The 18881-nt window shown below is 56.4% G+C and carries 17 protein-coding genes; 12 read left to right on the plus strand and 5 right to left on the minus strand.

Annotation, left to right across the window (positions count from 1 at the left end):
• Nucleotides 1-186: 186 nt before the first annotated feature.
• The 4 genes from EPD59_RS09265 to EPD59_RS09270 all read right to left on the minus strand — a co-directional run bounded on the left by EPD59_RS09265 (nucleotide 187) and on the right by EPD59_RS09270 (nucleotide 4074).
• Complete coding sequence (locus EPD59_RS09265; RefSeq protein ID WP_240731689.1) at nucleotides 187-2181, minus strand: TonB-dependent receptor plug domain-containing protein; 1995 nt, start codon at nucleotides 2179-2181, stop codon at nucleotides 187-189.
• Nucleotides 2178-2603: a carboxypeptidase-like regulatory domain-containing protein gene (locus tag EPD59_RS22415; RefSeq protein ID WP_240731690.1), complete on the minus strand. Its 426-nt coding sequence runs from the start codon at nucleotides 2601-2603 to the stop codon at nucleotides 2178-2180. The genes EPD59_RS09265 and EPD59_RS22415 overlap by 4 nt, the downstream gene beginning before the upstream one ends.
• Before the next feature lie 140 nt (nucleotides 2604-2743).
• On the minus strand, nucleotides 2744-2902 hold the full coding sequence (locus EPD59_RS21825) for a hypothetical protein (RefSeq protein ID WP_205703510.1): 159 nt from the start codon (nucleotides 2900-2902) through the stop codon (nucleotides 2744-2746).
• Nucleotides 2884-4074, minus strand: coding sequence for an NAD(P)/FAD-dependent oxidoreductase (locus EPD59_RS09270; RefSeq protein ID WP_205703511.1), 1191 nt, complete (start codon nucleotides 4072-4074; stop codon nucleotides 2884-2886). The genes EPD59_RS21825 and EPD59_RS09270 overlap by 19 nt, the downstream gene beginning before the upstream one ends.
• A gap of 248 nt (nucleotides 4075-4322) precedes the next feature.
• Here EPD59_RS09270 and EPD59_RS09275 point away from each other — a divergent pair, with 248 nt between their 5' ends.
• The 12 genes from EPD59_RS09275 (at nucleotide 4323) to EPD59_RS21830 (ending at nucleotide 18056) form a co-directional block, all read left to right on the plus strand.
• Nucleotides 4323-5795 (plus strand): CoA-acylating methylmalonate-semialdehyde dehydrogenase, encoded by a 1473-nt coding sequence (locus EPD59_RS09275; RefSeq protein ID WP_240731691.1) that lies wholly within the window; start codon nucleotides 4323-4325, stop codon nucleotides 5793-5795.
• A 46-nt stretch (nucleotides 5796-5841) separates the two neighbouring features.
• Nucleotides 5842-7194 carry an aminotransferase class III-fold pyridoxal phosphate-dependent enzyme gene (locus tag EPD59_RS09280; RefSeq protein WP_133272532.1) on the plus strand — a complete coding sequence of 451 codons (1353 nt, stop codon included), beginning with the start codon at nucleotides 5842-5844 and terminating at the stop codon, nucleotides 7192-7194.
• A gap of 198 nt (nucleotides 7195-7392) precedes the next feature.
• Nucleotides 7393-8769, plus strand: coding sequence for a dihydropyrimidinase (gene hydA / locus EPD59_RS09285; RefSeq protein WP_133272533.1), 1377 nt, complete (start codon nucleotides 7393-7395; stop codon nucleotides 8767-8769).
• Nucleotides 8770-8875: 106 nt separating this feature from the next.
• Nucleotides 8876-9742, plus strand: a complete 867-nt coding sequence (locus EPD59_RS09290; protein ID WP_240731692.1) for a nitrilase-related carbon-nitrogen hydrolase — start codon at nucleotides 8876-8878, stop codon at nucleotides 9740-9742.
• 226 nt (nucleotides 9743-9968) lie between these two features.
• Entirely contained in the window at nucleotides 9969-11297 is a 1329-nt protein-coding gene (locus EPD59_RS09295) for an FAD-dependent oxidoreductase (RefSeq protein WP_133272534.1), read from the plus strand.
• A gap of 93 nt (nucleotides 11298-11390) precedes the next feature.
• The gene (gene preA / locus EPD59_RS09300) at nucleotides 11391-12791 is read left to right on the plus strand and encodes an NAD-dependent dihydropyrimidine dehydrogenase subunit PreA (RefSeq protein WP_133272535.1); all 1401 of its coding nucleotides are present in this window, start codon (nucleotides 11391-11393) and stop codon (nucleotides 12789-12791) included.
• 81 nt (nucleotides 12792-12872) lie between these two features.
• Nucleotides 12873-14210: an NCS1 family nucleobase:cation symporter-1 gene (locus tag EPD59_RS09305; RefSeq protein ID WP_240731693.1), complete on the plus strand. Its 1338-nt coding sequence runs from the start codon at nucleotides 12873-12875 to the stop codon at nucleotides 14208-14210.
• Nucleotides 14186-14395 (plus strand): hypothetical protein, encoded by a 210-nt coding sequence (locus tag EPD59_RS22420; protein WP_240731694.1) that lies wholly within the window; start codon nucleotides 14186-14188, stop codon nucleotides 14393-14395. The genes EPD59_RS09305 and EPD59_RS22420 overlap by 25 nt, the downstream gene beginning before the upstream one ends.
• Before the next feature lie 130 nt (nucleotides 14396-14525).
• The gene (locus EPD59_RS09310) at nucleotides 14526-15341 is read left to right on the plus strand and encodes an alpha/beta fold hydrolase (RefSeq protein WP_133272536.1); all 816 of its coding nucleotides are present in this window, start codon (nucleotides 14526-14528) and stop codon (nucleotides 15339-15341) included.
• Nucleotides 15338-16504, plus strand: coding sequence for a PAS domain-containing sensor histidine kinase (locus EPD59_RS09315; RefSeq protein ID WP_133272537.1), 1167 nt, complete (start codon nucleotides 15338-15340; stop codon nucleotides 16502-16504). The genes EPD59_RS09310 and EPD59_RS09315 overlap by 4 nt, the downstream gene beginning before the upstream one ends.
• A gap of 116 nt (nucleotides 16505-16620) precedes the next feature.
• On the plus strand, nucleotides 16621-17733 hold the full coding sequence (locus EPD59_RS09320) for an amidohydrolase family protein (RefSeq protein WP_205703512.1): 1113 nt from the start codon (nucleotides 16621-16623) through the stop codon (nucleotides 17731-17733).
• Between the two features lie 35 nt (nucleotides 17734-17768).
• Nucleotides 17769-18056 (plus strand): amidohydrolase family protein, encoded by a 288-nt coding sequence (locus EPD59_RS21830; protein WP_240731730.1) that lies wholly within the window; start codon nucleotides 17769-17771, stop codon nucleotides 18054-18056.
• A 71-nt stretch (nucleotides 18057-18127) separates the two neighbouring features.
• Here the strand turns inward: EPD59_RS21830 and EPD59_RS09325 are convergent, their stop codons facing one another.
• Nucleotides 18128-18844: a GAF domain-containing protein gene (locus EPD59_RS09325; RefSeq protein ID WP_133272538.1), complete on the minus strand. Its 717-nt coding sequence runs from the start codon at nucleotides 18842-18844 to the stop codon at nucleotides 18128-18130.
• Nucleotides 18845-18881 lie beyond the last annotated feature (37 nt).

The following is an 18881-nucleotide window of genomic DNA, read 5'->3' on the forward strand; positions in this document are numbered from 1 at the left end:
TTAACCAGCTTGTTTTCATCGGGTGAGATACTAGGATATGATTGTATATTCCTCTACTAACTCACTTGGTAGCCTCTTACGAACCACAAGTAAGTGGCTAAATCTACACAATCGATTGTTAAGGCGCCGACCGAAAGAAATTTGCCCCCCGGTGTATCGTGAAGGCAGTGTATGACTAGCTCAACTTTAAAATTCGAGAATGAAGCCGATGGTAGGCGTTAGGTTGGGGCTGTCGTCCTGCAGCAGAATGGGGAAGGCATTAGAGCCATCGGGGCGAATCGGTTGGCCGTCGGTGGTCAGGAAGTCGGTATTGTCAGGGGTGCGTTGAAAGGAGTACGTGGGCAAGCCAGGCGTTTTCAGCAAAAAAGCGTTTTGCAGATCCAAAAAGAGGTCGATGCTGGTGCGGCGCCAGTTGAATTTCTTGTCGAGGCGGAAGTCGAACTGCTGGAAGTTGCCCAAGCGCACCGTGTTCAGGCGGGAGTAGTCGAGCACACCCCGACCCACGGCGAAATAAGTAGCCTGTGAGGCTTCCAGGTCAAAGGGCGTGTAAGGCGAACCGCCCGCGAAACGGTACTTAAAGCCCATTTCCCAGCCCTTGCTGAACTTGCGCCCCAGCAGGCCCGAGGCCAGAAAGCGTGTATCCCAAGCCGACGGCTTATACTGGCCGTCGGTGCCCGAAAACTCCGAGCGGAAGGCCGTAAGCGAAGCCACGGCGAATACTTTGCGGGTTAGTTTCTGCTGGAAAAACAACTCGGCGCCATAGGCCCGGCCCTTGCCGGTACTTTGCACGGCTTCATTGCCCAAGGCCGCAAAATCGCCCCCCAGGTTGGCCAGCGAAATGCCATCACGTACCGACACGGGGTAATTGCTATACTTTTTGTAAAAGCCTTCCAGCGTAAAACGCGAGGCCGCGGTGGGCAAAAACTCCAGGCCCGCTACGTAATGGTCGGAGCGAATGTAGCGAGCATTCTTGTTGACCAACGTGCCCGCCTCATCCCGAAAACCCAGAATAGTGGATGGCGGGATCTTGTAGTAGCGCCCCACGGAGGCGTTCAGATTCCAGCGCTGAGCCAAGGCGTAAGAGGCCGATACCCGCGGCGACAGCGTGCGCAGCAGGTTGGCGCCGCCCGTAGTGAAGGAGTTGCCATCGGCCCGCAGGCCCGCCGACACTGTCAACCGATCATCGGGGAGCAGGGTGCGGGTAAGCTGCCCAAACGCGCCAAAGCGGGCAAAATCGATAGCCGTTTGGAAGCGCACATCTACCCGCGGCGACACAACTTGGCCTTGCGCATCGCGCACTTCGCGGCGCACCCGGCTAAAAAAGCGGCTGTCGTACTCCACGTATTGGCCCACGGCCCCATACGCGTACTGCCACCGGCCTTTTGCCTTATTAACATCAAGCCGCAGCTTGTTTTCCGTTTCGCCGGAGCGCGTGAGCAGCACCCGTCGCGACTCCTCGGTGGTGGTGCGGTCCTCGAACTGATCGAGTTCATTGTCGAGCTGGGTGCGGCTCAGGGCTACATTCAGGTAGCCATCAGGCAGGAGTTGGCGCAGCCCGAAGCCCACGGTGTAGTTCCACTGGTCGATGGTGGGAGTGGAGCGCAGGGTGTATTCTTTGTCGGGGCTGGATTTGCGGGGTACCGCCAGCTCGAAGTGGTCGATTGCGCCGAGGCCGAGCGCCGTAAGCGTAGTTTTGGGAGAAAGCTTGGTGGTTACTTTGTACTGGAAGTCCCAGTAATTTGGTCGTATGGGCAGGTCAATGGCTTTGAAAAGCAGCTGCAAGTAGGAGCGACGGGCAGAGGCCAGAAAGGTCGTGTTCTTCGCCAGAGGTCCTTCTAGTGTGCCGGCTACTTCGGTGCCGCTCAACCGAACATTGCCTTGCACGCGGTCGGGGTTGCCGTCGCGCTGCCGGAACTGCAGTACCGATGATAGGGCATTGTCATAGCGGGCCTCAAACGCTGACGAGCTGAGGGTTACGTCTTCAATAAACGATACGTTCAGGATGCCGGTGGGGCCACCGCCGGAGCCTTGCGTCTGGAAGTGGTTGATGACGGGCACCTCAATGCCATCGAGGTAATACACGTTTTCGTTGGGCGCCCCACCCCGAATAATAATGTCGTTGCGAAAGCCGGACGTGCCGCCCGTGCCGCCGCCACCTACGCCGGGCAGCGTCTGAATCACTTTTGAAATGTCAAAATTGCCCCCGGATTACTCTTTATTTCTTCCGTATTAATGCGCTGCACCGACAGCGGAGTTTCGGCCGTGGCCACCCGGATAGCGCGACTGCCCACTACCTCCACCTCCGCCAGCTGCTGGGTATTGCTGCTCAACTCCAGGTTGATGATGGAGGCGTTGCCGGACGTAATGACGACGTTGGCCCGCAGCAGCATATCATAGCCGATAATGGATGCGCGCACGTTGTAGCTGCCAACCGGAATATCGGTGAGACGGTAGCGGCCTTCTGCATCCGAGGCGGCACCCAAATTGGTGCCTTCCAGTATTACAGTCACGCCGGGCAGACTTTCCTGGGTTTTGCGGTCGCGCACGGTACCCGTCAGTACGCCTGTCGATTGGGCTAGAGTGGGGAAGGTGGCTAGCAGCAAAAGCAGGAGAGAGAAAAATCTTACCATTGGGGCTCGTGAGGGGGCATTGGGTGGATAATGCTACCAAACCCTTAGCTGGCCGTGATGTTTAGCCGGTAAATACAGCTGGGCTAATAACCTCGCTGCCTCAATATGTTGCCTCACGTAATGGCCTTGTCCTGAGTATCTTCCACTGGCGGAAGATCTTTGCGGGCTCCTATAATGTAGCGCAGACCTTTGTCGTAGCTGAAATAGGTATAAGCCCAGTTGAGCAGCACGATCAGGCGGTTGCGGAAGCTGACTAGCGAGATAACGTGCACAAGTCCCCAAGCCAGCCAAGCAATAAAGCCCCCAGACGCCAATCGCGGCCGAAAAGCTTGATGTCAGCCACGGCGTGGTTGCGGCCGATAGTGGCCATGCTGCCTTTGTCGTCGTAGTGAAACGGCTGCATGGGTTCATTCTTTAGTTGGCGCTCCAGGTTATGCCCAAGTAAGCGCCCCTGCTGCAGGGCCGGTTGCGCCACCATCGGGTGACCTTCGGGAAAAAGCTCGCTACGCATGGCGGCAATGTCGCCGAGGGCAAAAATGTTGTCGTAGCCCGCTACCTGGTTGAATTCATTGACGGCGTATCGATTGCCGGGCAGCAAACAGCCCTCGCGCAGCCCTTTAATCGGACTTCCCGTTACGCCCGCCGCCCAAATAAGCGTGCGGGTAACCAGCTTTTCACCCGTATTAAGGGTCACGGTGTAGCCATCGTACGATTTCACGCGCCGATCCAGCCACACTTGCACCCCAAACTGCTTCAGATATTCTAGCGACTTCTGCGAAGCCTCCGCCGACATACCTTTCAGCAGCGCCGGGCCGCTCTGCACCAAGTGAATATCCATTTCCTTGAAATTCAATTCCCGGTAATCGCGCGGAAATACGTGGGCACGCAACTCGCTCAGAGCGCCGGCAATTTCGACGCCGGTAGGGCCGCCGCCCACAATCACGAAGTCCAGCAGGCTGTTAATTTTTTCCATGTCGCCAAGCTGCAAGGCCTGCTCGAAGTTGGAAAGCACAGTATTGCGGAGCTCAATGGCATCGGCCACGCTTTTTAGCGTGATAGCGTGCCGCTGCATCTGCTCATCGCCGAAGAAATTAGCAGTTGCTCCAGTGGCCACCACCAGATAATCGTAGCGAATGCGGCCAATGGACGTTTCGAGCAGATGTTGTTCGGTATCAACACAAATGGCCTCAGCCAGACGGAAGTAAAAGTTGTCCTGCCCGTCCAGAATCTTGCGAAACGGCGACACAATAGAATCGGGTGCCAAGCTGGCGGTAGCCACCTGGTAGAGGAGAGGCTGAAAGGCGTGGTAGTTCTGCTTATCAATAAGTACTACCTGCACCGGCGCGTGGCGGAGGGTCCGTGCTAGTTCCAGCCCAGCAAAACCGCCCCCCACAATCACCACCCGTGGCTGGTTGATATCTTCTATTTTGGCTAGGGTTTCCATATGTCTTAAATGGGTGCTGGTAAAGCTGTGGCTGCGCTTAATTTCAAGCATAGCTGGCTCAAATACGCGAAACGGGCGAAGATGGGGGTGAGATTGCTCAGCCATTCGGAAATGTTAGGGTTGAAAAAGCCCCCAGCCTCGTTTATCAGGCGCAATCTGTGCTCGTTCAGCTTCCCTACAGCCTCTAATGTCACAGTTGCTTTTGTGCTGCAAACTCTTTACTTGCAATAGATTAAACCCACTCTCCCATGGAAGTCGAAGTTCTGAAGTACCCTGCGGTGCGCAACTACATCGCCGGACAATTTGTAGCGGACGCTAGCGCCCGCACCCTGGAAGTCTTCAGTCCCATCAGCGGCTCGGTGATATCGACTGTGCCTCTGAGTGGGATGGATGCGCTCAACCAAGCCGTAGAGGCCGCGCAAGCCGCTTTTCCTGCCTGGTCGGCAATACCTATAAAGGAGCGGGTCCAAATCTTTTACCGCTACAAAACTTTGCTGGAAAAGAACCTGGCCGAGCTGACGGCCTTGGTACGCGAAGAAAACGGCAAAACGACCGATGAAGCGCGGGCCGAAGTGGAAAAGGCCATCGAGCTGACGGAATTCGCCTGCTCTTTGCCCCAACTGGTGGCCGGCGAGATGATGGAAGTAAGCTCGGGCGTGGAGTGCCGCGTGGATCGCAAGCCCCTGGGCGTGGTGGCGTCTATTGCCCCCTTCAACTTTCCCAATATGGTTCCGCACTGGACCGTCCCCAACGCTATTGCTCTCGGCAACTGCATGATTCTGAAGCCTTCGGAGCAAGTGCCCATTAGTGCCGGCCGCATCGCTGAGCTGCTGAAGGAAGCTGGTCTGCCCGATGGCGTGCTCAACATCGTGCACGGCGACAAGGAAATTGTGGAGGCCATCTGCGACCATCCCGGCATCAAAGCCGTGTCCTTCGTTGGCTCCACCAAGATTGCCAAGGTTGTTTATCAGCGAGCAACGTCCAATCTGAAGCGCTGCGTGGCGCTGGGCGGGGCCAAAAACCACTTGCTCGTGCTGCCCGATGCTCACGTGGACATGACCGCCTCCAACGTGGCGGCTTCCATGTCGGGTTGTGCTGGGCAGCGCTGTATGGCTGGCTCCGCTATGGTGGCCGTGGGCGCCGTGGAGCCTATAATCTCTCGATTGGTGGAAGAAGCCCGCAAGATTGTACCGGGCAAGAATCTGGGTTCCGTAATCAGCCGCCAAGCCAAAGAGCGCATTGAGCGCTATATCACTGAGGCCGAGCAGGCTGGCGCCCATATTCTGCTGGATGGCCGCAACGCCGTGGTGGCGGGTCAAGAGGATGGCTATTACGTCGGCCCCACGGTTATTGACCATGTGACCACCGATATGGCCATTGCTCATGAGGAAGTATTTGGGCCCGTATTGGCCATTATTCGTGCCCACGACTTGGACGAAGCCTTAGCCATTGAAAACGCATCCAACTATGGCAACGCCGCCTCCGTCTTTACTCAGAGCGGCGGCCTGGCCCGCTACGTGATGGAAAACGCCTCGGCCGGTATGATAGGGGTGAATATCGGGGTGCCGGTGCCCCGTGAGCCTTTCTCCTTCGGCGGCTGGAACGAGTCGAAGTTTGGCGCCTGCGACATCACCGGCAAAAGCTCCATCGAGTTCTGGACCCAACTCAAGAAGGTGACCACCAAGTGGAACCCCGAGTCGCGCACCAACTGGATGAGCTAGCAACGAATCCAACTCAATTACCCTTCAAGTATTAATTCTCTCGGCTATGGAAACGCTCACCCACGACAAGCAACAGATCCTACAGGATAACCTTGATTATACGCTGTTCTCCTGGTCCAAGCAGTCCGGGCTCAACCCCATTAATGCCGAGCGGGCCGAGGGCGTGTACGTGTACGACCGGGATGGGAGGCGCTATATTGACTTTTCGTCCCAGTTGATGAACGTCAACATCGGCCACGGCAATCAGAAGGTGACCGAGGCGGTAGCCGCGCAGATGCAAGAGCTGAGCTACGTGTACCCCGGCATGATTACCAAGGCCCGCGGCGACCTGGGCCGGCGGCTAGCTGAAATAACGCCCCCTAATCTGACCAAAGCCTTTTTCACCCTGGGTGGCGCCGAGTCCATTGAGAATGCCATTAAGCTGGCCCGCGTGTACACCGGCCGCCACAAAATCGTAACCCTATATCTATCGTTTCACGGCGCTTCCTACGGAGCCATCAGCGCCGGCGGCGACCCGCGTAAGCTGGCCGTGGACAGCCAGGCCATGCCGGGCGTGGTGCACGTTGAAAACCCCTATTTCTATCGCTGTCCCTGGTATAGCACCACGCCCGAAGAGTGCGCCGAGCGGGCCGCAGCCCACATGGAGCGGGTCATTCAGTACGAAGGGCCGGGCAACGTGGCCGCTATTCTGATGGAAGGTGAATCGGGGACGTCGGGCTGCATAAAATACCCCCCAACGTACTGGCAGCGGGTGCGCAGCATCTGCGACAAATATGGGATTTTGCTCATCGCCGACGAAGTAATGAGCGGGTTTGGGCGCACCGGCAAGTGGTTTGGCTCCGACCACCACGGCGTGAAAGTAGATATGATGGCCATGGCCAAGGGCATCACCGCTGGCTACCTACCGCTCGGGGCCGTGATGGTGGATGAAAAGATTGCGGACTCCTTTAATGAGAAGCCGCTGCCCCTGGGCCTAACCTATTCGGCTCATCCCGTGTCGTGCGCGGCGGCCGTCGCGGTACTCGACATCTACGAGGAGGAAAATATGGTGGAAAATGCCGCCGAAATGGGTCGCTACCTGGACGCCCGCATCTGTGATTTGATGGGCCAGCACCCCAGTATCGGCGACTGGCGCAATACCGGTTTGCTGGGCTGCCTGGAGCTGGTAAAAAACCGGAAAACCCGAGAGCCGATGGCTCCCTGGAATGCCGCTCCCAATCAAATGGAGGTCATGAATCAGGTGGCCGCCAAGATTCGGGAGCTGGGCATGTACACCTTCGTGCGCTGGAACTACATTTTCATCGCGCCTCCGCTGAATATTACTAAAGAGGAGGTAGAGGAAGGGCTAGCCATACTTTCCCAGGCCATCAGCATCGCCGACGAACATACGCACGGCTGATTGCGTGCCTTGGGGGGCTTTTTTCTTGGTTTCGGGCTGATTATCTAATTGCTATTGAGCTCCTGCCTAAGCTGGAGGCTAGGGCTTGGTTTGGCTAAAATCTGGGTTAGGAAAAATTTAGCTCCCGCCAGCTATTTGAATTTGTAAAGAAAAAATGATAAATTTTTAGTCCCTATACTTTACTCTTTCCCTTCCTGAATGGCGTCTCTGCTCATTAAAAACGGCCGTGTCGTGACGGCTGATTCCGACAGTGTTTGTGATGTACTTATTCAGGACGAAATCATCGTCGCTATCGGCCGCAATCTGCCGGCTACGGCGGATCAGGTAATCGACGCGGAGGGCAAATTGGTGCTGCCCGGCGGCATCGATCCGCACGTGCACCTCGATATGCCCTTTATGGGCACCTTCAGCAGCGACACCCACGAAACCGGCACCCGCGCCGCCTTGCACGGCGGCACTACCACGGTCATCGACTTTGTGCTTCAGAAGCAGGGACACTCCCTACGCGAAGCCCTCACGGAGTGGCAGGGCCGGGCCACCGGCAATGCTGTCGGCGACTACTCCTTCCACATGGCCGTCACGGATTTCAATGAGCAAACCCAGGCTGAGATTGCGGACATGGTAGCCGAAGGCATCACGTCTTTCAAGGTGTTCATGGCCTATAAAGGCGCGCTCATGATCGACGACGCGCAACTGGTGGGCCTGATGCAGGAAGTGAAAAGGCACGGCGCCCTAGTAACGGTGCACGCCACCAACGGCGACATGATTGATACGCTCATCGCTCAGCACCGCGCCCAGGGCAAGCTGTCGCCGCTGTATCATTACCTCTCCCAGCCCGAAGTAACCGAAGCGGAAGCCTCCGGCCGCTTCACCGACATTGCCAATTACACGGGCGTCAACGCCTACATCGTGCACCTGACCTGCGAGGGTGCCCTCAACCAAGTGCGCGAAGCTACCCGCCGCAATCAGCGCGTGTTCGTTGAAACCTGCATTCAATATTTGCTGCTCGACGCCTCCCTCTACGGGGAGGATTTCGAGGGGGCAAAAGTTGTGATGTCGCCGCCCCTGCGCCAGAAAAAGGACCAGGAAACGCTGTGGGCCGGTATTAATCAGGGCCTGGTGCAAGTGGTGGGCACCGACCACTGTCCCTTTCTGTGGGAGCAAAAGCAAATGGGCCAGCATGACTTTTCCAAAATCCCGAACGGTCACCCCGCCATTGAGCACCGCATGGAACTGCTGTTCTCGGAGGGCGTGAGCAAGGGCCGCATCAGCCTCCAGCGGTTCGTCGCCGTGACCGCCACCAACGCGGCCAAAATCTTCGGCATGTTTCCCCGCAAAGGCACTATCAGCATCGGCGCCGACGCTGATTTAATCATCATTGACCCGGAACGCAAGCATACCATTTCGGCCGCCACGCACCACATGAACGTGGACTACTCAGCCTACGAAGGCTGGGAGCTGACCGGCAAGGTCGAAACCGTGGTGCTGCGCGGGCAGGTAGCCATCCAAGAAGGTCAAGCCCAGGTGGAAAAAGGCTACGGCCAGTTCATCAAGCGCGGGCCAACGTTTTTCTAACTAACTTATGGTAAGCAGCTTGGGTCTTTGGTAAGTAAAGGCGTTTGCTGCCTAAATCTCAGAAATTCACTCTCTTCCTTTCTTCACTTTCTGAACCCCTCCGCTCATGCCACGAATGATTAAATCCGGTCTTATCCAGATGAGTTTGCCCATGACCGAGGGCGAAGGTACCATCGCCGAAATCAAGGAAGCCATGGTGCAAAAGCACCTGCCTTTCATCGACGAGGCTGGGAGGCAGGGCGTGCAGATCCTGTGTTTGCAGGAGATATTTAACACGCCCTACTTCTGTCCCGGTCAGGATAACGCTTGGTACGCGTCGGCGGAAGCCGTGCCCGGCCCCACGACTGAGCGCATGGCCGAGTACGCCAAGAAGTACAATATGGTCATCATTGTGCCGGTGTACGAAAAGGAGGCTGCCGGCTTTTTGTACAACACGGCCGCCGTCATTGACGCCGACGGCACGTACCTAGGCAAGTACCGCAAGAACCACATCCCGCACACATCCGGCTTCTGGGAGAAATATTTCTTCAAGCCGGGCAACCTAGGATACCCCGTTTTTCAGACCAAATACGCCAAGATCGGCGTCTACATCTGCTACGATCGGCACTTCCCCGATGGCGCTCGGGTGCTGGGCTTGAACGGGGCGGAAATCGTGTATAACCCCTCCGCCACCGTGGCGGGCCTCTCGCAATACCTGTGGAAGCTGGAGCAGCCGGCGCACGCCGCCGCCAACGGCTACTTTATGGGCTGCATCAACCGCGTTGGGGAGGAAAAGCCGTGGAATCTGGGCAAGTTCTACGGCTCATCTTACTTCGTCGATCCTAGGGGGCAAATTTTCGCCCAAGCTTCCGAAGATAAAGACGAACTCCTCGTAGCCGAGTTCGATCTCGACATGATTGAGGAAGTGCGCGCCACCTGGCAGTTCTTCCGTGACCGTCGCCCCGAGACCTACGAGAAACTGGTCGAGCTGTAGGCTTTTACTACCTCAACGGCTCCATCAATCTCCCTATAATATTCTCTCTATCTGTCTATCTGTCATCCTGACGCAGAAAGGATCTTCTCACGTGAGAACAAATCGTTCAACTGGCATACGGTTCTTCGCAAGCGGACGCCAGATTAGGATGACAGGTTGCGGGAAGGGGAATTGATGAAAGATGGCAAATTTAAGAATGACACTTTTCTAAAATAGCGCCGGTACTATGGCCGAGTTTGTTCCCCCCACGTCCGAGCAGGAATTTCACGCCAACTTCGCGCAGCTTAAGCCTCGCATGAATAATACAGAGGCGCTGTACGAAAGCTCGCGCTGCCTGTTTTGCTTCGATGCGCCCTGCATTCAGGCTTGCCCTACTGGTATTGATATTCCGCAGTTTATCCGGCAGATCAACACGGGCAACGTGACGGGCGCGGCGCTTACCATTTACGCGGCTAATTACTTCGGTAATGCATGCGGGAAGGTATGCCCGACGGAGGTGCTGTGTGAGGGGGCGTGCGTGTACAACTTGCAGGAGGTGAAGCCGATAGAAATTGGGCGGCTGCAAAGCTTTGCTACGCGCCAAGTAATTGAAAGCCACAAATACCTCTTCGAGCCCGGCCCGCCGAATGGCCGCAAAGTAGCTATCATTGGGGCGGGGCCGGCGGGAATTTCCTGCGCTTGTGAGTTGCGGGCCCTGGGATATGGGGTCGATGTGTTTGAGGCTAAATCCCAGCCTTCGGGCCTTACGGTACACGGCGTAGCGCCCTACAAAATTACCAACGAGGAAGTGCTGGCCGAGATGGATTACTTGCAAACGCAGTTTGGCTATCGGGTGCAGTATAACTCGCCGATCTGTTCCCGGCCCGATTTGCTGGCGTTGGAAGAAGGTTACGACGCCATTTTTCTGGGTATTGGCTTAGGAAAAACCAACGCCTTACTGCTGCCGGGGGAGGAGCGCGAAAACTGCGTGGGAGCCGTAGAATTTATCGAGCAGCTCCGGCGCGAGCATCATCAGATTCTGGTGGGCCGCAAGGTGATTGTGCTGGGCGGGGGCAACACTGCTATGGACGCGGCCTCTGAATCGGCGCGGCTAGGCGCTGAGGATGTGATTCTAGCGTATCGGCGCAGCAAGGAGGACATGGGCGCCTACGACTTCGAATACGACTTGGCCAAAAGTGTGGGCGTGAAAGGGCTGTTCAACGTGGCGCCGGTCGAAATTGTGGGGAATGGACGGGTAGAGGGCGTGAAATTTATCCGCACTGCCACCGTAGACGGCCAGGTGCAGGCCGTGCCCGGCAGCGAGTTCGTGGAGCCCTGCGACATGGTCATCAAAGCCACTGGCCAAGCTAAACAGACTACTTTCTTGGGTCTAATACCTGGTTTGCAACTCGACAGTAAAGGTCGGATTGTAGCTGATACGCACACGTATCAAACAACTAACCCTCAATACTTTGCTTCGGGCGATGCCCTCAATGGCGGGGCGGAAGTAGTGAATGCCGCCGCCGAAGCGAAAGTAGCGGCGCGGGGTATTCATCACTACCTGTCAGCCCGGTAAAAAAGCCCCCCAGCGTTCATTTTTAGCACTTTAGGATTCTAATTCAGCTCCCGCTCGAACGCTCTTTACGGCGTTCTTTTATCTGACTCTTCCATGCCGGACCTCTCCATAAACTTCGCCGGAATTAAGTCGCCAAATCCTTTCTGGCTGGCCTCGGCGCCGCCAACCAACTCGGGCTATCAGGTGATGAAGGCCTTCGATGCGGGGTGGGGCGGGGCCGTATGGAAAACCTTGGGCGTGCCGGTCGTGAACGTATCGAGCCGCTACGGGGGCGTGAACTACCGCGACAAGCGCCTGATTGGCTTCAACAACATTGAGCTGATTTCGGACCGCCCGCTGGTCGACAATCTGCGCGAGATCGAGGAAGTGAAAAAGCACTTTCCCCACCACGCCGTCATTGCCTCGCTGATGGTGCAAAGCCGGGAGGAATGGCACCAGATTGTGCGCGACGTAACTTCTGCCGGTGCCGATGGCATCGAACTGAATTTTGGCTGCCCGCATGGCATGTGCGAGCGGGGTATGGGCTCGGCCGTGGGCCAGGAGCCGGACGTGCTGCGCACCATCGTGGAATGGGTGATGGAAGTGGCGCAAATACCAGTGATTGTGAAGCTTACGCCCAATATTTCCGATGTCACGGAGCCCGCGCGGGCCGCCCGCGAGGGCGGGGCCGACGCTATTTCGCTAATCAACACCATCCAGAGCATCGTGGGAGTAGATCTGGATTTGTTCGCGCCTTACCCGATTGTGGATGGCAAGGGTACGAACGGCGGCTACTGTGGTCCGGCCGTGAAGCCAATTGCTTTGAATATGGTAAAAAACTGCGCCCAGGACCCGTACGTGCAGCTGCCCATCTCTGGCATTGGCGGCATTGAGAACTGGCGCGACGCGGTGGAGCACATATTGCTGGGGGCTAGCTCGGTGCAGGTGTGCACGGCCGCCATGCACTTTGGCTTCGGCATTATCCGTGAGATGACTGCCGGGCTGGAGCAGTACATGACGGAGAAAGGCTTCCATACTATTTATGACATGGTGGGCAAAGCCCTACCCAATGTCAAGCACTGGGAAGACCTGAACCTGAAGTACAAGGTGACGGCCAACATTCACGAAGACAAGTGCATCGGCTGCCAACTCTGCTACACGGCTTGCGAAGACGGCGCCCACCAAGCCATTGCCCTGCGGGAAGGCACGCGCATACCCGAAATCATTGAGGAAAACTGCGTGGGCTGCAACCTGTGCTCCCTGGTGTGCCCCGTTGAAAACTGCATTACGATGGACCGGACGGATGATGGTACCGAGCACCTGACCTGGAAGGAGCGCACCTTGGCCGGCAACATTCCCACCGAATTCAACGACGAGCGGGCCGGCGGACTCCATCATTGGGTACCCAAACCGACTGCGGCGCTGGGAAAAGAAAAGCACAAAACCTTGCCCGGCAAAGCTCGGCAGCTAGAATTACCAACGCCAGAAAAAGCAGCTATGGCCAAGAAAGAGTAGGTTATTTGCTGCTATATATGTAAGGTGTCATTGCTAAGTAAATCAGGTGTTTATGTAGATTTTGGCTAAATTGATTTTTCGATGGAAACGACCAAGCAGCCAATAAAAAGCCCCCCAGATCCCGGACTGATCAGCGAGGATTTGGCCCCCATAGCTTTAAGTGAACGCACCTGGAACACCTGGAATTACGCCGCGCTCTGGATCAGTATGAGCCTGTGCATTCCGACCTATATGTTGGCCAGCTCGCTCATTGAAGGTGGCATGAACTGGTGGCAGGCCATCCTGACCATCTTCCTAGGCAATAGCATCGTGCTGGCCCCGATGATTCTGAACGGGCGGGCGGGCGCGACGTACGGCATTCCGTTTCCGGTGTTTGCTCGGGTGAGTTTTGGGGTGCGGGGGGCAAATATTCCGGCCATGATGCGCGCCATTATTGCCTGCGGCTGGTTCGGCATCCAAACCTGGATAGGAGGGTACGCACTCTATCAAATGGTAAAACTGTGGGTGCCGGGCATTGCCACGCTGCCCGCCCTATTCCCGCCTTCGTGGTCGCTGGAAACGGGTCCGGCGCTCATGTTCTTGCTCTTTTGGCTGCTCAATATCTACGTGGTGTATCTGGGCGTCGACAGTATTAGGAAGCTCTTGGTGTTCAAGGCGTTCTTTCTGCCGTTTGCCGCGCTGGCTTTGCTGTTCTGGGCTATTCGGGCGGGGAATGGTCTGGGGCCAATTCTGGCGCAGCCGGCCAAATTCGCCACTTCGGCGGAGTTCTGGGCCTTCTTCTTTCCCTCCCTGACGGGCATGGTAGGCTTTTGGGCCACTTTATCCCTGAATATTCTGGACTTTACGCGCTACGCTCAAAGCCAGCGCGCGCAGGTGGTGGGGCAAGCGTTGGGGCTGCCCTTGCCCATGACGCTGTTTGCCTTTATCGGGGTGGTGGTCACCTCGGCTACCTTTATTATTTACGGGCAAACGATTTGGGACCCGGTGGTGCTGGCGGGTCGGTTTGATAGTAAGCTGCTGGTGAGCGTGGCCATGGTGGCCGTGGCTCTTTCCACGCTGGCCACCAACATCGCGGCCAATATTGTGAGTCCGGCCAACGACTTTGCCAACCTTTCCCCCGCCCATATCAGCTTCAAAACGGGCGGCTACATCACCGGCGTCATCGGTATCCTGATTTTTCCCTGGAAGCTCATTGCGGATCCTTCGGGCTATATTTTTACTTGGTTGGTGGGCTATTCAGCTTTGCTCGGCCCCATCGGGGGCATCATGATTGCCGATTATTACTTCATTCGCCAGCAACAGCTGCACCTGCCTGACCTGTATCAGTATACGGGCTGCTATGCTTATCAGAACGGCTTTAATACCAGAGCGCTCATTGCGCTGGCGGGGGCATTTTGCCCAATATCCCCGGCTTTCTGACCGTCACTGGCCTTGTTCCAAAGGATACGGTATGGCCCTGGCTGGTGGCGGTATACGACTACGCGTGGTTTGTGGGCTTCTTTATCTCAGCCATTTCCTACCTGCTGATGATGAGTCGGCAAAAGCAGCCTGTGCAGCAGGAGCGGAGCCAGCCGCAAGGGGAGTTTCAGGTAAGCTCTATTTAAGAACGCTTGATCTTCTAACGTCAAATTGTAGCTGCCTATACTTGAGGTTGCTAGCAGGCGCGTCTACCTTTACGGTTCAGTAAAGCATCAAGATGGTGCTGGGCTCGTATAACCGGATAGATTCGCAGCTATGGACGTCTTGAAGCGCAGTAATGTAAAGGTGAGTGGGTTTGGTTCACAGGCCATGGTTTTTGTACATGGCTTTGGCTGCAACCAGCGTATGTGGCGGCTGGTGGCCCCAGCGTTCGAGGCGCGCTACCAGGTAGTACTGCTTGATCTGGTAGGAGCCGGACAGTCAGACCTTACGGCTTACGACCCAGCGCGCTACAATAACTTAGCTGCTCATGCTCAGGATATTCTGGACGTAACACGGGCTCTGAATCTGACAGATGCCGTCTTTGTGGGCCATTCCGTAAGCGCCATGATTGGGGTGCTGGCCGCTATTCAGGAGCCAAAAATTTTTTCCCGGCTGGTACTGGTGGCGCCCTCACCGCGCTACCTCAACGATGCGGGGTATACTGGCGGATTTGAGGCCGCTGACATTGAGGAGCTGCTGGAAACCATGGACAACAACTACTTGGGGTGGTCAGGGGCTGTCACGCCCATGATTATGGGGCACGCTGACCGGCCGGCGCTGACGGAGGAGCTCAACAATAGCTTTTGCAACACCGATCCGACCATTGCCCGGCACTTTGCCCGGGTCACCTTCCTGTCAGATAATCGAGCCGATTTGCCCCTGGTACGCACTCCAACCCTGATTTTGCAGTGCGCACACGATGCGTTGGCCCCGGTGGCCGTGGGGGGCTTTTTGCACCAGCAGATATCCGATAGCCAGTTGGTGGTGCTGGATACCTCGGGCCATTGCCCCCATTTGAGCGCTCCAGAAATCACTATAAAGGCTATTAAGGCATTTTTGGAACCTGTGCCCGCCGTGTCAAGCCTATGAGCGAGGCTGACGAAAAGCCACTGCCCGAGCTAGACCTGCGGCTGACGGAAGAAAATCCGGACGACCTCTACGAGCACGCGCCCTGCGGCTACTGTTCCTGTCTGCCCGATGGCACCTTGGTGAAGCTCAATCAGACTTTACTGGATTTGCTGGGCTACACGCGCCAGGAACTGGTGGCTCGTTTATGTTTGCAAGAGCTATTTACGATTGGTGGGCGTCTGCACTACGAAATGCATTGTGCGCCCTTGCTCATCTTGCAGGGACAGGTGCGGGAATTAAGCTACTCCCTGCGCCGCAAAGACGGTACCACGCTGCCCGTGCTGATGAATGCGGTGCTGCGCCGCGATACCGACGGCAATCCGCTGCTCATTCGCGTTACGCTATTTGATATTACTGATCGGCGCAAGTACGAAGACGAACTATTGCGGGCGAAGGAGGAAGCTGAAAAGCAGCAGGAACTGTTGCAGCGTCAGAATGAGCAGCTCACGCGTATCAATGCCGACCTGGACGGCTTCGTCTATACCGCCTCCCACGACCTCAAGCAGCCGATTCATAATATGGCGGGACTGCTAGCCGAATTCAAATCCATTGCCACCTTCCACGACCCGGAAGCCGACAAGATGATCGGCATGTTTGATCAGGCTTTGCAGCAGATTCTGAAAACGATCGAAGGGCTGACGGAGGTAGTACAGCGGCCGCGGGAGCTGGAGCAGGCCGCCACCGAAGCCGTAGACTTGCTACCCTTCTCGGAGGAGATTGTTCGCAGTTTGCAGCCCCGGGAGGTAAAGGATGTGTTTACGCTTGATTTTACCGCGCTACCTACCTTGCGCATTGCGCGGACCGCTCTGCAAAGTATTCTCTACAACCTGCTTAGCAACGCACTCAAGTACGCCGAGCCGGGCCGGCCACCCCGTATCCGGGTAAGTACAAGGCTGGAAAATGGAGTGGCCGTATTGAGCGTGCAGGATAACGGGCGGGGAATTAATATTGAGCGCCATCGGAGCCACCTATTCCAGCTTTTCCGGCGCTTTCACCCCGAGGTAGAGGGTGTAGGTATTGGGCTATATCTGGTCAATCGGCTGGTAGCCCAGGCTGGGGGGCAAATTGAGGTCGAAAGTGCGGAGGGACAGGGTACTACGTTTCACCTGTATCTGCCGCAGTAGGTATCCTGGCTGACGTTTTTAAGCGCTACTTTAGGCTCAGCCAAATCATGCGGCTGCCACCCCGATGGGGCAGTGCTATCGTATACTCATGCATTTCACGCCAATTTCCTTCTTCTATGGCTTTTTCTACTCGTTGGTATCTCGTGCTGAGCGCTGTCCTCTTTCTGAGCTTCTGTGTACCTAGTTTAGGCCAGCAGTTTACCTCGCAAGTGCAGGAGTTTATCAAAGTGCAGGATCCGTCCGTGGCTCTGGTTGATGCGAAAGTCATTGATGGTACTGGCCGGCCGGCGCTGCTGCACCAAACCGTACTCCTCAAGCAAGGCCGAATTGTGCAAGTGGGGCCCGTGAAAAAGGTAAAAGTGCCTGCCGATGCGAAGGTGATCAACTGCGCCGGCAAGACGCTAATTCCGGGCCTAGTGATGCTGCACGAGCATTTATATTACACGATGCCGATGGGGGGCTTTTTCAACATTGCCCAAATGCCGTACTCCTTTCCGCGCCTGTATCTGGCCGGCGGTGCTACCACCATTCGCACCGCCGGCAGCATTGAACCTCAAACTGATTTGGCCATCAAGCGCCTGATTGGGGAAGGCAAGCTCATCGGGCCCGACATGGACGTGACGGCGCCCTACATGGAGGAACCGAGTTTAGATATTCCGGCCTTGAATACCATCAATGGCCCCGAAGATGCGGCCGCGAGTACCAAGTTTTGGGCCGATAAAGGCTGTACTTCCTTTAAAATGTACATGCACGCCACCCGCGCCGACTTGAAGGCGGTGGTGCAAACCGCCCATCAGCGCAACCTCAAGGTTACGGGTCATTTAGCTTCAATTACCTATCGCGAAGCAGCCGAAATTGGGATTGATAACCTCGAGCACGGCTTTATGGCCAGTTCTGATTTTATGCCCAACAAAGCCCCTGACGTAGCCGATTATCCTGCCGCGCGTCAGTCGCTGCTGAAGCTGCCGGTCAATAGCCCCGCCATGAAAGAGCTGATTAGCTTCCTGGTCAGCAAGCGGGTAGCGCTTACGTCTACTCTGCCTGTGTTCGAGCCGTATACCGGTCGCGAAGTAGTGCTGGGCGGCGGACTGGAGGCCCTGATTCCGCAGCTACAGGAGCGCGAGCAAGCCACCTGGCAGCAAAACCAGAATAAGGACACGGCCAGCCTACGCCTATTCAAAAAGGAAATGGTCTGGGAAAAGCAGTTTTACGACGCTGGGGGCTTTTAGTATCCGGCACCGACCCAACGGGCGCCGGCCGTACTATCGCGGGCTACTCCAACCGCCGCCAGCTAGAGTTGCTCGTGGAAGGCGGCTTTACGGCCGTGCAGGCCATCAAAATCAGTACCCTGAACGGCGCGATTTACCTAGGCCGCGAGAAAGAAATTGGCACTATCGAGGCTGGCAAGCAAGCCGATTTAGTGTTGATCAATGGCGACCCCGAGCAGGATATCCAGCAAGTACGTCGCATGGAAATCGTGTTTAAGAAAGGCGTGGGCTTCGATTCCGTCAAGCTATTTGAGACGATGAAAGGCAAAGTAGGCTTGAACTAGCAGGCCTGGAAACCTGCCTGGGGGGCAAATTAGGCTATAAACGTACCAGATAAATAGCGCTGGTGGCGTCGCTATTCTTGGTATTGATACTGATCGAGCAACTCGTGCAGGTCGGGCAGGCGGCGCTCAAACTGCGCCAGCAGAACCGATGGTACGGGCACGGTGGTACCGTAGCGCGTGAGCAGATAGCGCACTAAAGCCCGCAGCGCCTGCACCTCTTCCTGCAACTGCATTCGCACCATCTTCCAGCGCTTTTCGCCATCCGGCTGGGTACGGCACACCTGCCTTACGGCTACTGTATGGCTGACCACGGCCGCTAGCTTCTCCAGCATGCGCTGCTCATCCTCGCTGAATACTCTAGCCTGCCGGTCAATAATGCACAGCGCTCCAATGGGCTGCTGGTCGGGCATGCGCAAAGGGGCTGCCGCGTAAAACCGGAGTTGGTTGGTACGAGCGGCTTGCGCGGCCTGCGCCGTAATCAGCGGGTTCTGTTCCTCTTCCACATCCTGATACACCACGGCTTTTTGGTTGAGAATAGCCGTAGAGCACAAGGCTTCCTCCCGGGGCTGCCTTTCATTGCCCGGCATCCCATGATTTGCTTTATAGAACACCTGTTCTTCGTCGACGAGGGCAATGAGCGAAATGGGCAAACTGAAAATGCGGGCGGTTAGCGCTACTAGCTCATCGAAAACTGTTTCGCGGAGGGCTGGCAGTAGGTCGTAGGAGCGCAGGCTGCTCAGCCGGGCGGCTTCGTCCTCGGGGAGTAACCAAGCAGGAACTTGAGACATGAACAGCCGGCGTTATGTAAGCAGGAGTGGAGGGAGA

The organism is Hymenobacter radiodurans (genome assembly GCF_004355185.1).
Taxonomy (GTDB): Bacteria; Bacteroidota; Bacteroidia; order Cytophagales; family Hymenobacteraceae; genus Hymenobacter; species Hymenobacter radiodurans.

Coding starts and splice junctions, on each gene's coding strand:
- EPD59_RS09270 (WP_205703511.1), bottom strand. CDS start 4,074: ATGGAAACCCTAGCCAAAATAGAAGATATCAACCAGCCACGGGTGGTG.
- EPD59_RS09275 (WP_240731691.1), top strand. CDS start 4,323: ATGGAAGTCGAAGTTCTGAAGTACCCTGCGGTGCGCAACTACATCGCC.
- EPD59_RS09280 (WP_133272532.1), top strand. CDS start 5,842: ATGGAAACGCTCACCCACGACAAGCAACAGATCCTACAGGATAACCTT.
- hydA (WP_133272533.1), top strand. CDS start 7,393: ATGGCGTCTCTGCTCATTAAAAACGGCCGTGTCGTGACGGCTGATTCC.
- EPD59_RS09290 (WP_240731692.1), top strand. CDS start 8,876: ATGCCACGAATGATTAAATCCGGTCTTATCCAGATGAGTTTGCCCATG.
- EPD59_RS09295 (WP_133272534.1), top strand. CDS start 9,969: ATGGCCGAGTTTGTTCCCCCCACGTCCGAGCAGGAATTTCACGCCAAC.
- preA (WP_133272535.1), top strand. CDS start 11,391: ATGCCGGACCTCTCCATAAACTTCGCCGGAATTAAGTCGCCAAATCCT.
- EPD59_RS09305 (WP_240731693.1), top strand. CDS start 12,873: ATGGAAACGACCAAGCAGCCAATAAAAAGCCCCCCAGATCCCGGACTG.
- EPD59_RS09310 (WP_133272536.1), top strand. CDS start 14,526: ATGGACGTCTTGAAGCGCAGTAATGTAAAGGTGAGTGGGTTTGGTTCA.
- EPD59_RS09315 (WP_133272537.1), top strand. CDS start 15,338: ATGAGCGAGGCTGACGAAAAGCCACTGCCCGAGCTAGACCTGCGGCTG.
- EPD59_RS09320 (WP_205703512.1), top strand. CDS start 16,621: ATGGCTTTTTCTACTCGTTGGTATCTCGTGCTGAGCGCTGTCCTCTTT.
- EPD59_RS09325 (WP_133272538.1), bottom strand. CDS start 18,844: ATGTCTCAAGTTCCTGCTTGGTTACTCCCCGAGGACGAAGCCGCCCGG.